The organism is Nonomuraea sp. NPDC003754 (assembly GCF_053605785.1).
In genome coordinates this window covers 1-12,185 of the sequence record NZ_JBSGJX010000033.1, presented here as the reverse complement: position 1 = coordinate 12,185, position 12,185 = coordinate 1, and the positions used below count along the sequence as shown (strand labels likewise).

12 protein-coding genes are annotated in these 12,185 nt (G+C 72.3%); 7 read left to right on the top strand and 5 right to left on the bottom strand.

Annotated features, from left to right (window positions below):
• Positions 1–24 precede the first annotated feature (24 nt).
• Positions 25–1,302 (top strand): ABC1 kinase family protein, encoded by a 1,278-nt coding sequence (locus ACWEVS_RS32560; RefSeq protein ID WP_449928694.1) that lies wholly within the window; start codon positions 25–27, stop codon positions 1,300–1,302.
• Between the two features lie 144 nt (positions 1,303–1,446).
• Here the strand turns inward: ACWEVS_RS32560 and ACWEVS_RS32555 are convergent, their stop codons facing one another.
• The 5 genes from ACWEVS_RS32555 to ACWEVS_RS32535 form a co-directional block, all read right to left on the bottom strand.
• A complete protein-coding gene (locus tag ACWEVS_RS32555) occupies positions 1,447–2,046 on the bottom strand; it encodes a class I SAM-dependent methyltransferase (RefSeq protein ID WP_449928696.1) in 600 nt (199 codons plus the stop codon).
• Positions 2,039–3,322 carry an MFS transporter gene (locus ACWEVS_RS32550; protein ID WP_449928698.1) on the bottom strand — a complete coding sequence of 428 codons (1,284 nt, stop codon included), beginning with the start codon at positions 3,320–3,322 and terminating at the stop codon, positions 2,039–2,041. Before ACWEVS_RS32550 ends, ACWEVS_RS32555 begins: the two co-directional genes overlap by 8 nt.
• A gap of 66 nt (positions 3,323–3,388) precedes the next feature.
• Positions 3,389–4,009: a DUF6073 family protein gene (locus ACWEVS_RS32545; protein WP_354915439.1), complete on the bottom strand. Its 621-nt coding sequence runs from the start codon at positions 4,007–4,009 to the stop codon at positions 3,389–3,391.
• Between the two features lie 123 nt (positions 4,010–4,132).
• Complete coding sequence (locus ACWEVS_RS32540; protein WP_354915436.1) at positions 4,133–4,900, bottom strand: ABC transporter permease; 768 nt, start codon at positions 4,898–4,900, stop codon at positions 4,133–4,135.
• The gene (locus tag ACWEVS_RS32535; protein ID WP_452418226.1) at positions 4,897–5,865 is read right to left on the bottom strand and encodes an ATP-binding cassette domain-containing protein; all 969 of its coding nucleotides are present in this window, start codon (positions 5,863–5,865) and stop codon (positions 4,897–4,899) included. The genes ACWEVS_RS32540 and ACWEVS_RS32535 overlap by 4 nt, the downstream gene beginning before the upstream one ends.
• Positions 5,866–6,077: 212 nt before the next feature.
• Here ACWEVS_RS32535 and ACWEVS_RS32530 point away from each other — a divergent pair, with 212 nt between their 5' ends.
• The 6 genes from ACWEVS_RS32530 to ACWEVS_RS32505 are packed head-to-tail and all read left to right on the top strand — an operon-like array spanning position 6,078 to position 11,989.
• The gene (locus ACWEVS_RS32530) at positions 6,078–6,587 is read left to right on the top strand and encodes a winged helix-turn-helix domain-containing protein (protein ID WP_354915431.1); all 510 of its coding nucleotides are present in this window, start codon (positions 6,078–6,080) and stop codon (positions 6,585–6,587) included.
• 19 nt (positions 6,588–6,606) lie between these two features.
• A complete protein-coding gene (locus ACWEVS_RS32525; RefSeq protein WP_452554497.1) occupies positions 6,607–7,833 on the top strand; it encodes a nitric oxide synthase oxygenase in 1,227 nt (408 codons plus the stop codon).
• 1 nt (position 7,834) lies between these two features.
• Entirely contained in the window at positions 7,835–9,298 is a 1,464-nt protein-coding gene (locus ACWEVS_RS32520) for an NAD(P)/FAD-dependent oxidoreductase (RefSeq protein WP_452554496.1), read from the top strand.
• A complete protein-coding gene (locus ACWEVS_RS32515; protein WP_449928706.1) occupies positions 9,295–9,654 on the top strand; it encodes a VOC family protein in 360 nt (119 codons plus the stop codon). Before ACWEVS_RS32520 ends, ACWEVS_RS32515 begins: the two co-directional genes overlap by 4 nt.
• Positions 9,651–10,553 (top strand): SDR family oxidoreductase, encoded by a 903-nt coding sequence (locus tag ACWEVS_RS32510; protein ID WP_452554495.1) that lies wholly within the window; start codon positions 9,651–9,653, stop codon positions 10,551–10,553. Before ACWEVS_RS32515 ends, ACWEVS_RS32510 begins: the two co-directional genes overlap by 4 nt.
• Positions 10,550–11,989: an MFS transporter gene (locus ACWEVS_RS32505; protein WP_452554494.1), complete on the top strand. Its 1,440-nt coding sequence runs from the start codon at positions 10,550–10,552 to the stop codon at positions 11,987–11,989. The genes ACWEVS_RS32510 and ACWEVS_RS32505 overlap by 4 nt, the downstream gene beginning before the upstream one ends.
• Positions 11,990–12,185: the final 196 nt, after the last annotated feature.

Sequence of the window (12,185 nt, the reverse complement as noted above, 5' to 3'; positions counted from 1 at the left end):
ACATCACCGACCGAGGGGCCCGCAATGGCATTTCGAACCTGGAGCCGTGCCCTCGCCATCGCCGCAGTCACCGTGCGCCGGAGCTGCGCCGCCCTGCCGGCGATCGCCCTGAGCGGCAGGGGAAGCCGTCGCGCGGTGCTCAGGAAGCAGCTGCGCACGCTGGTGACCGAGCTGGGGCCCAGCTTCGTCAAGGGCGCCCAGCTGCTCAGCACCCGGCAGGATCTGCTGCCGCGGGAGATCTGCGAGGCGCTCGGCCGGCTCCACGACCAGGTGGCCCCGATGAGCGAGCAGGATGCCCGCGAGGCGGTGCGGTCGGCCTACGCGGGCCGCCCGTGGCCCTTCGCCGACTTCGACTGGGAGCCGATCGCCAGCGGCAGCATCGCGTGCGTCTATCGGGCCGTGCTGACCGACGGGCGGCAGGTGGCCGTCAAGGTGCGCCGCGTGGGGATCGCTCCGCGCATGCGCGCCGACTTCGCCCTGGCCGAATCGGGCGCCCGTCTCATGCAGCGCCTGCCCGGCATGCGGGGGCTGCCCGCCGGCGAGATCGTCGGGCAGTGCCGCGACGCCGTGCTGGCCCAGCTCGACTTCGCGGCCGAGGCCGACGCGCTCGACGCGCTGCGCCGCAACCTCGGGGACCTGGCCTACCTGCGCGTCCCCGAACCCGTGCGCGAAGCGGGGGCCGAGGGGGTGCTGGTCATGGAGTACCTGCCCGGCCTGCGGCGGATCGAGCCGGCCGAACTGCCGGCCGAGGTGGCCGAGCTGGTGGTCAGGCGGGTGCTCCGGTGCGCGTACCGCATGCTCTTCATCAACGGCCTGGTCCACTGCGACCTGCATCCGGGCAACCTGTACATCGCGCCGGACGGCGGCATCGTCATCCTCGACGCGGGCTTCGTGGTCCGGCTGGAGCCGAAGGTGCGCCGCCTGTTCGCCGAGTTCTTCCTCAACATGGCGCGCGGCAACGGCCCCTACTGCGCCGGCATCGTCATCCGCAGCGCCAGGAGCATCGGCGAGCACGCCGATCTGGACGCCTTCCGCGAAGGCATCGGGGCGCTGGTCGCCGGGGCGGCCAGCCGTCCGGCGCGCGACTTCCGCCTGGCGCCCTTCGCCGCCAAGCTCTTCGACCTGCAGCGGCGCAGCGGCCTGTACGCCGCCCCCGAGTTCGTCTTCCCGCTGCTGTCGTTGCTGGTGCTGGAAGGGATGATCAACGACTTCCACGCGGACGTGGACTTCCAGAACGAGGCCAAGCCGGTGCTGTTCAAGGCGCTGCTGACCGGCGTGCCGATCGAGCGCAAGGTGAGCTGACCGGCGTGCGGGTCCGCGGGCCGTGCTGACCGGCGTGCGGGTCCGAAGGCCGTGCTGACCGGAGTGCGGGTCCGCGGGCCGTGCTGACCGGCGTGCCCGTCCAGGAACGTGCTGACCGGCTCCCGCGGCGAGGGCGGGAGCCGGTCAGCTCGCCGGCTCGGCGACCGCCAGCACCAGCCCGCCCCGCACCCGCCCGATGCTCCGCACCTGGAAACCCGCCTGCGTCAGCAGGTGCCGCGTCTCCTCCGGAGTGCGGTGCGCCGGCAGCTCGCCGCCGACCAGGCGCAGGAGCGGTCGGGCCCAGCGCGGCGGCGGCCGGTGCTCGGCCAGCACGAGCCGGCCGGGACGGCGCAGCACACGGGCGATCTCCCGCAACCCGGCGGGCTGGTCCTGCCAGTGGCCGAACGCCGTGGTGCTGAGCACCAGGTCGAAGCTCCGGTCCGGAAACGGCAGCCGCTCGGCGCCGCACACGTGGAGGCGGGCCCGCGGCAGCTTCTCGCCCGCCACGCGAACCATCTCACCGGCCGGGTCCACGCCGTACAGGCGGGCCCGCGGCCACCGGCCGGCGGCCAGGCTCAGCAACCGCCCGGTGCCGCAGCCCACGTCCAGCACCGTGTCAGGGGACAGGTCGGCCGCCGCCGCGAGCACGTCGGGGTCGGCGCGGCGGCAGCCGTACTGGCCGGGGCTGCTGTCGTAGCGGCGGGCCATGCGGTTGAACTGGTCCACTGAGCCGGTGTCACGCATCGGGCGCTCCGACGGGCTGGGGCCTGCGGAGCAGGCGCGACAGGAGGGAGGGCAGGCAGGCCAGCAGCGCCACGCCCATCATGGCGAAGGCGGAGATGAGGATGGTGGGCTGCGGCCCGAGCCGCTGCACCATGGCGCCGCCGAGGGCCGAGCCGATCGGCTCGGCCACCAGGATCATGCTCGACCAGGCGGTTCCCGCGGCCACCATCGCGGCGGCGGGAATGGACTGCTGGAGCAGGGTGGTCGACAGGGCGGGGTAGGGCGCGAAGACGAAGCCGCTGATGGCGAAGCCGATGAGGGCGGGCAGGAACATGGCCGTCAGCCCGAGCGGCAGCACCGCGGCGCCGCAGCCGAAGGCGATGGCGATGGTGGCCGGCCAGAGCGGGATCCTGCGCAGGGCGCCGCCCAGGATCGCCCCCGCGAGGCCGCCCACGCCGTACAGCGTCCAGAACAGCCCGAGCGTGCTCGCTGAGCCGCCCAGGATGTCGGCCACGTAGACAGGCAGGGCGACGTCGACGGGGGTGGCGATGACGGCCACCACGAAGGTCATCACGATCAGCGTGGCCACCCGCACGTTGCCGAACAGGGCGCGCAGCCCGGGGAGCATGCTGCCCAGCCCCTCGGCCTCCTCCGCCGGGGGCCGGCCGAGGCGCGGGAAGCCCACGAGCGAGACGGCCAGCACCAGGAAGCACAGCCCGTTGGTGGCCAGCACCGCGTCGGGGCCGATCGCCGTGGCCAGCAGGCCGGCGACGGCCGGGCCCAGGATCAGGCTGAGCTGGCCGCCGGAGTACAGCAGGGAGTTGGCCGCGCGCCGGTCCTCCTCCTCGTCCACGAGCTCGGCCACGACCGCGGTCCTGGCCCCCATGCCCCAGGTGTGGAAGAGGGAGGAGAGCGCGAGGATGCCGATGTAGCCGAAGGCCGACAGGGCGTCGAACCGGTGCAGCACCATGACCGACGACAGCAGGGCGGCACGCAGCAGCGCGTCGGTGATCAGCAGCGTGCGGCTGTCGAGGCGGGCGCACCACCGGCCGAGCAGGAGCCCGGACAGCGCTCCCGGCAACACGTAGGCGGCCAGGGCCAGCCCGACGACCTGGCCGCGCTGATCGGCGGGCGCCAGTTCGAGCGCCAGCCAGGTCAGGGCCACCCCGCCCATGCCGTCGCCGAATCTGGAGATCAGCAGGCCCGGCAGCAGCCGCATGAACCGGCGGTTGCGCAGGACCGGGCGGTAGCCGGGCGGGACGAGCCTCCAGCGGCGGTCTGTCGTACCGGTGTTCACACATTCTCCTCGCGCACGCTTTGAGGCGGGGCCGCTACGCGCCCCCGCCTCGAATCGGGTCGGACCTCACACCTCGGCGATGGAGCCGAGCCTGCCGGTCCGGGCGAACTCGGCGGCCTGCTCCTTGACCGCCAGGAAGTCCTCCTTGCGGGCGGCGTAGTCGCCGGTGACGTACTGGCCGACGATCTTCCTGGTGGCCAGCATGTACATCACGGGCTCGGAGTCGGGGTTGTCCTTGTCGTACATGCCGACGCGGTCGCCGGGGGCCATCTCACCGATGGCGCCGATCGGGGGCAGGGCGCCGAAGACGCCCTCGATCACCACGGGCTCCTTGTTGATCAGCGTCTTGCCCTGGTCCAGCAGCTCGAGCTGGAAGTAGACGTTGAAGTAGCCCTTGAACCGGCTGTCGAACTTGTTGACCGCGAAGGTGGTCTCCTCGCCCATGGTGGGGATCTGCGGGTTGAGGCTGAAGACGAAGTTGCCGAGGTGCTCGCTGCGGCCGGGCAGGTACATCTGGATGATCTGCGTGACGATCGCGTTCGGGTTCTGTCGCTCGGGGTTGCTGCGGGTCACGCAGAACCAGCCGTCAGCCTCGATGGTCTCCTCGCCGCCGGCCAGCTCGATGACGGCGTCGGTCCAGAGCCGGAGGTAGTCGGTGCCGGCGGGGGGGAAGTAGTTCACGGTCATGCTCTGCTCCTGTGGTTGGCCGTGCTGCTTTCGCTTTAGATTTATCTAGCGAGCGAGAGGTGTCAAGAGGCAGCATTCCCTGGCATTCGCCACATCTATGTACTTATTTCGCTATATAAAAAGTTATCTACCAATGCGACGCTGATAGAGCGCGGCCGTCACCGGCGCGAGGACCGCGACGATCGCGAGCGACCACGCCACCGCCGCCCACAGGTCGCCCCCCACCGGCCGGTCCAGCAGCAGCGCACGGGTCGCGTCGATGGCCGCGGTGACGGGCTGGTGGTCGGCGAAGGCACGCAGGGGCCCTGGCAGGGTCTCGATGGGCACGAAGGCACTGCTCAGCATCGTCAGAGGGAACAGCAGGCCCAGCCCGATGGTCTCGGTGGCCTCCACGCTCCTCAGGATCAGGGCGAGCGTCAGCGTCACCCAGGCCATGGCCACGCCGTACAACCACAGCAGGATCAGCGCGAGCAGCGCCTGCGACGGGCTCGCGGCGGGCCGGAAGCCCACCGCCACCCCCACCAGGGCCATCACCAGCACCACGACCGAGCTCCGGAGCAGCCCGGCCAGCGCGTGCGAGGCCACCACCGACACCCTGGAGATCGGCAGCGACCGGAACCTGTCCATCAGCCCCAGCCGCAGGTCCTGGGCCAGGCCCGCGCCGATGGTGATCGAGCCCAGCGTGACGGTCTGCACCAGGATGCCCGGCACCATGAAGTCGGGATAGGCCAGGTCCGTGCTGAGGCCGACGGCGCCGCCGAAGACGTAACGGAACAGCAGCACCAGCACCACGGGCTCGACGATCGAGAACACCAGCAGCTCGGGACGCCGCCGCAGGTGGATGAGGTTGCGGCGGACCAGCGAGGTCACCTCGACCGCGACCGCGGTCACCGCCGGTGCCCGTTCGCCGCGGGCTCGGCGCCGGTGAAGGCGAAGAACACGTCGTCGAGGGTGAGCCTGCGCAGCCGTACGTCCGTCACGTCCACTCCCGCCTCGTCCAGCCCGCGCACCGCCCGGGACAGCACGCCCGGCCGGTCGTCGGTGAGCACGCTCACGGTCAGCGCCGCCGCGTCCACCTCGGGACGGCCGCCGAGCAGCGTCTCGAGCTCGGCCGCCGCCAGCGGGAGGGCGGCCGGATGGGCCAGGGTGACCTCGATGCGCTCACCGCCGATCCTCGCCTTCAGCTCGTCCGGCGTGCCCTCGGCGACCGCGCGGCCCTGGTCCACCACGTAGATGCGGTCCGCGAGCTGGTCGCCTTCCTCCAGGTACTGCGTGGTCAGCAGGATCGTGGAACCCGCCCGCGCTCGCGCGCGGATCAGCTCCCACAGCGTCCTGCGGCTGCGCGGATCCAGCCCCGTCGTCGGCTCGTCGACGAAGAGCACGGGCGGGGCCGCGACCAGCGCGGCCGCCAGATCCACCCGCCGGCGCAGGCCGCCGGAGTAGGTCCGCACCGGCCGCTCGGCGACCGGTCCGAGATCGAAGGCCTCGACGAGCTCGGCGACCCTGCTGCGCGCGAGGCGGCGGGCCAGCCCGTTCAGCCGGGCGAACAGCCAGAGGTTCTCCATCGCGGTGAGGTGCTCGTCGACCGCGGCGTCCTGGCCGGTCAGGCCGATCAGCGTGCGGACCCGGCCGGCGGCCTGGACCACGTCGTGGCCGCACACCATCGCTGTGCCGCCGTCCGGCCTGGTCAAGGTCGACAGGACGCGGATCACGGTGGTCTTGCCGGCGCCGTTGGGGCCCATCAGGCAGACCACCGTCCCGCGGGCCGCGTGCATGGTCAGTCCCCGCAGCGCGGCGGTGCGCCCGTAGGACTTGACGAGGCCCTCGACCGCTATCGCGGAGGCTTCCGGTCGCATGCTCCGGATTAAAACCCTTATCGGCTATTCCGGTAAAGAATCTGTTAGCGGATGAAAGGTTCGCCTCGCGCCGCTCGGCCTTCCATCATCTCCGCCCTCAGGTGTACGGCTGGGCATACCCATTCGGGTAGGTTCAAGAATATGTAGTGCCTTTGTTAGAGTCCGAGTTGCCGATGGGTACGCAGAAACCGACCGACAAAGGGTGGGATCACATGCGGTCCACGCACAAGGACATCGACGTCGTACTTGTTCGGTGGCCCGCCGAGGAGAGTCGCCGCGAGTACTTCCGAGCCCTGGGTGTGCCGCGGCTGCTGATCGTCGAAGGCGGCTCCAAACCGCCGTTCTGCGGTGACGTCAAGGAGGACTGGGTCCGTCCGCCGATCAGCCGCGACGATCTCGAGGCGCGGGTCGCCACCCTGCGCGCCCGCGTACGGGTCGACCGGGTGCCGGAGATCGACCCCATCGGGGTGATCAGATACGCCTCCCGGTCCGCGGCGATCTCCCCGACGGAGGCCGATCTCCTCCAGTGCCTGGTCAACTGCTTCGGGGACGTGGTGCGCCGCGAAGAACTCGAGCAGTGCCTGCCTGAGCGCTCGGGCAGGTCCCTGCGCAACGCGCTCGACCTGCACATCATGCGGATCCGCCGGCGCATCCAGCCGCTCGGCCTGGTGATCCGCACCGTCTGGGGCCTGGGCTACCAGCTTGAGCTCCACGAAGTCTGACCGGAGGGCCGAGGTGACCGTGAGCGGGAAGAGCGCCGCGCCTGCGCCGCGCACGGCGACGCTGTGGCCCGTCAGGGAGCGGCGCGACCTCGCCGTCCGGCGCCTGCTGGCCGAGGCGGAGCACTTCGTCAGCCTCTACCATCACGAGCAGCTGGGCGGCCACGGCCTGACCAGGCGGCTGGCGCAGGTGCGCGCGCAGATCGAGGACTCCGGCACCTACTGGCACACCCAGGCCGAGCTCACCTTCGGCGCCCGGGTGGCCTGGCGCAACTCCGCGCGGTGCATAGGGCGGCTCTACTGGCGCAGTCTCAAGGTGCTCGACCGGCGCCTGGTCGGCGACGCCGAAGGAGTCGCGGCCGGATGCCTGGAACACCTGCACGCCGCGAGCAACGGCGGCCGGATCCGCCCGGTCATCACGGTGTTCGCCCCCGACCAGCCCGGCCGTCCAGGACCTCGCATCCGCAACGACCAGCTCATCAGGTACGCCGGATACCGCACGCCCACGGGGGTCGTCGGCGACCCGCGCAACGTCGGGCTGACCGCGGCCGCGGCGTCGCTGGGCTGGCAGCCGCCCGAACCGCGGGGCCGCTTCGACCTGCTGCCCCTGATCGTGCACGCCTCCGGCCGCGACCCGCTCCTGGTGCAGCTGCCGTCCGAGGCCGTGCTCGAGGTGCCCATCGCGCATCCCGACGAGCCCGCCTTCGCCGGCCTGGGCCTGCGCTGGCACGCCGTACCCGCGATCAGCAACATGGTGCTGCGCGTCGGCGGGGTCGACTACCCCGCCGCCCCGTTCAACGGCTGGTACATGGGCACCGAGATCGGCGCGCGCAACCTCGCCGACCGCGACAGGTACGACGTGCTGCCCGCCGTGGCCGCGATCTTCGGCCTGGACACCTCGGCCGAGCACCACCTGTGGCGAGACCGCGCGCTCGTCGAGGTCAACCGCGCGGTGCTGCACTCCTTCCACCAGGCGGGGGTGACCATCACCGACCACCACACCGAATCCGAGCGCTTCATCAACCACCTGAACCGAGAGGAGCGGGCCGGCCGCAGGTGCCCGGCGGACTGGAGCTGGATCGTCCCGCCGATGTCGGGCTCGCAGACCCCGGTGTTCCACCGCTACTACGACACCAGCCACCTGCTGCCGAACTTCCTCCCCTCGGAGATCCGCACCGGCGCCGGCCACGTGGTCTCCGACGGATCGGCCCTGGTCTTCTCACCATCCTTCGACCCTTGGGAGCCATGAGATGAGCGCACGAAAAGCCGACGTCATCGTCGTCGGCAACGGTGTGATCGGCATGTCCATCGCCTACGAACTGGCCAGGCGAGCCCCCGGCACCAGCGTCCTGGTGGTCGGCCCGGCGCAGCGGGCGGGCGCCGCGTCCGTCGCCGCGGGCGCCATGCTCAACTGCTTCGGCGAGGTGACCAAGTACACCCTGCTCTCGCCCGCCGGGCAGGCCAAGTTCCAGCTCTGCAAGGACGCCCTGGACGCCTGGCCCGACTGGCGGGCCGGGCTGGCGGAGGCGTCGGGGAACGGCGGTCTCGGCGACGGCGCGCCCACCGGCACCACGGTGCTGCTGAACGCGAAGTCCGGGCACCTCGACGACGAGAACTTCGCCGCCCTGCTGAGCGCCGCGGCCAAGTTCGACGAGCCGCACGAGGAGATCGACCCCCAGGACGTGGTGGGTCTGCAGCCCGTGGCGGAGGCCAGGCCGCTGCGTGCCGTCCACCTGCCCAGGGAGGGCGCCATCGACGCCCGCGAGGTGCTCCCCGCGCTCGAGCGGGCGCTGTCGGAGCTGCGCGTCGGCACGATCGACGACCAGGTCGCCGGGGTCGAGACGAGCGGTGGCCGGGTCAGCGGGGTCAGGCTGGCCGGCGGCGAGGTGCTGGCCTGCGACAGTGTCGTGCTGGCCGCGGGCGCCTTCAGCCGCGCCCTCCTCGACGTGCTGCCGCCCGGCAGCGTGCCGCCCGTGCTGTGCGGCAAGGGCATCGCCGTCGAGACGGTACGGCAGGCGCACCCCGGCTTCCAGCACGTGGTCCGCACACCCAACCGGTCGGGCTCCTGCGGCCTGCACCTGGTCCCGCAGGGCGACGGCGTGGAGTACATCGGCGCCACCAACCTGGTCTACAGCGCGCCCGCCTACGTCCAGGACGTCGGCATGAGCGAGTTCCTCGTCCAGGTCGCCCGCGAGCAGCTGGACCAGCGGCTGTTCTTCTCCGACGTGCGCCGCTGGCTGGTCGGCAACCGGCCGGTGGCGGTCGACGGCTACCCCCTGATCGGCCGGACCTCCGTGGCGGGGCTGACGGTGGTCGCGGGCACCTACCGGGACGGCTTCCACTGCTCTCCCGAGATCGCCCGGCTCGTGGTCGACGACCTGCTGGGCGGCGTGAGCCTGGCCGAGGCGCTGCCGCACTTCACGCCCGAGCGGCGGCCGATCGAGTCGTTGACCGTCGACGAGGCGGTGAAGGAGTTCGCCTTCCACGGCGTGTCGGCGGCCATCGAGGCGGGGCTGCGGCTGCCGTCCCACACCGACACCTCCCTGTTCGAAGGCCACTACCAGGCGGCGGCCCGGAGCTTCTACGACAGCCTGGAGCACCCGATCGGCCTGGCGCCGGAGATCATCCTGGCGATCATGAGCGACCCAGACGCCAAGAGCCTGGTCACCGACTACCTGGCCGCCTCCTACCGGCACTACGGAGGCGTGTCGTGATCCCTGGACGCGTCGACTGGTTCGAGCTGCGCACCCCCGACCTCGAAGCGGCCACCGCCTTCTTCGGCGCGCTGCTCGGCTGGAACTTCAAACCGTTCGAGCCGTTCGGCGTGACGGTGTGGAACGGCGCCGACGAGATCGGCATGATCACCGCGACGGACTCGGCGCCCGGCGGCCCGCCCGGCACCCTCGTCTACGCCTTCGTGGAGGACCTGCGGGCCTCCGTCGAGCTGGCCATCCGGCTCGGCGCGCGGGTGGACGTCCCGCCCACCTTCGTCGACGCGGAGTCGGGCGCCTTCGCCTGCCTCACCGCGCCCACCGGGACGGCCTTCGGGCTGTGGGCGGGGGCGCTGTGACGCACGCGGACCTCGTCGCCGTCGTCGCCGGCGCCACCCGAGGGGCCGGCCGCGGCATCGCGGTCAGCCTCGGCGCGCTGGGCGCCACCGTGTACGCGGCGGGCCGGTCCACGCGCGACCGGCCCTCCGCCATGAAACGGCCCGAGACCATCGAGGAGACCGCCGAACTCGTCGAGAAGGCCGGCGGGCGCGGCATCCCCGTGCGCTGCGACTTCACCGAGCCCGCCGAGGTCGACGCGCTGCGCGAGCGGCTGGAGTCGGAGGTGGCGGGCAGGCTCGACGTCCTGGTCAACGACGTGTGGGGCGGCGACCCACTCGTGGAGTGGGGCAAGCCCTTCTGGGAGCACGACCTGGCCAACGCCCTGACCGCCTGGCGCAACGGCATCCAGAGTCACCTGGTCTCCCTGCACCGCCTGGTTCCGCTGATGGTACGGCGGGGCCGCGGGCTCGTGGTGGAGATCACCGATGGCGACGGCGACGACTACTACGGCTCCCTCTTCTACGACGTTGTCAAGGCCGGCGTACGGCGGCTGGGCCGCGTGCTCGGCGAGGATCTCGGCAAGCACGGCCTGACCGCCGTCGCGCTCACCCCCGGCTTCCTCCGCTCGGAGGCGATGCTGGAGGGCTTCGGCGTCACCGAGGAGAACTGGCGCGACGCCGTCGCCAAGGACCGCCACTTCGCGCTGGCCGAGTCGCCGCACTACGTGGGCAGGGCGGTGGCCGCCCTCGCCGCGGACCCGGACGTGGCCAGGTGGAACGGCCGCGTGCTGTCGTCATGGCAGCTGGCCGGCGAGTACGGCTTCACCGACCTCGACGGTTCCCGGCCCGACTGGGGCCGCTACCGCACGGTCGCGTTCGGGCCAACGCAAGGACAGACCAATCCGGAGGACTACAGATGACCTCAGAGCAATCGACGAGCCGCGGTCCGGGCATCCTGCTCGCGGTGCTGTGCCTGGCACAGTTCATGCTGATTCTCGACGTGGCCGTGGTGGCCGTGGCACTGCCCACGATCCAGCCCGACCTCGGGATCAGCCCGGCCGACATCCAGTGGGTCGGGACCGCCTACGCGCTGGCGTTCGGCGGCTTCCTGGTCACGACGGGCCGGATGGCCGACCTGTTCGGCGCCCGCAGGCTGATGGTGATCGGCCTGGTCGTCTTCGCGGTCGCCTCCCTGGGCTGCGGGCTGGCCGAGACCGGCTGGATGCTGTTCGCCTCACGCGGCCTGCAGGGCCTGGGTGCCGCCCTCGTCTCGCCCGCCGCGCTCTCGATCGTCACCACCAGCTTCGGCGAAGGCGAGGGCCGGGCCAAGGCCATGGGCGTCTGGGGAGCCGTCTCGGCCGGCGGCGCGGTGGCGGGCCAGCTGCTCGGCGGCGTGCTGATCGGCCTGGCCGGCTGGGAGTGGATCTTCTTCGTCAACGTCCCGATCGCCGCCCTGGTCCTGCTGGCGGTCCTGCTCGGCGTCTCCGCCACTCCCGGCCGGGCCGCGGGGCGGACCGACGTCGTCGGCGCCGCGCTGCTCACCGGCGCCTTCGTGCTCCTGGTCACCGGCGCCTCCCAGGCCGCCGAGCAGGGGCTCTCGGCCCAGGTGGCGCTGCTCGGCCTGGCCGCGGTGGTGCTGCTCGGGGCGTTCTGGTTGACCGAACGGCGAGTCCAGGACCCGATCGTCCCCCTGGGGCTCTTCCGCAACCGGCACGTCACCCTCGGCAACGTGATCTGTTTCGCCTCGTCGGCCACCGTCATGGCCACCGTCTTCCTGGCCGCGATGGTGATGCAGCAGGTGCTCGGCGCGAGCGCGCTGCAGGCGGGGCTCAGCTTCGCCCCGGTGTCGGCCGTCATCACCGTCGTGGCGCTCAAGTCGGGGGCGGCCGTCGGGCGTTTCGGCGTCCGGAACGTGCTGCTGGCCTCCGCGCTCCTGATCGCCGCGGGCTCGCTGCTGCTGGCCACCGTCCCGGCCGAGGGGAGCTTCCTGCTGCACGTCGTGCCCGGACTGCTCGTCTCCGGCATCGGCGGCGGGCTGGGCTTCGCCCCCGGCATGTTCGTGGCCACCACCGGCGTCGCCGACCACCAGCAGGGGCTCGCCTCCGGCCTGCTCTCGACCTCCCAGCAGCTGGGCGGCGTGTTCGGGCTGGCCGCGCTCAACCTCGTCGCCGTCCAGGCCGCCTCCGCCGCGGCCGGGTCAGCCGACGCCGCGGTGGCCGGATACCGGGCCGGCTTCCTGGCCGCGCTGGTGTTCCCCGCCGTCGTCGCGGTCTGCTCGCTCGCGCTGCCCCGCCAGCAGGCCCCCGCAGCGATGGCGGCCGGCGACTCCCCGGCCGCGCCTGACCCGGTCGGCTGACCCGGTCGGCTGACCCCGGTCGGTTGACCCCGGTTGGCCGACGCCGGTCGGCCGATCCAGCTGGCCGATCCGATTGGCCGACGCCGGTTGGCTGACCCCGTCGCCTGACGCCTCCCGCGTCGGCTGGTAGCAGCGACGCCCGGCCTGGGCCACCGCCCGGCCGGGCGTCGCGGTGTCCGGGGGCGGTCCCCCGGAC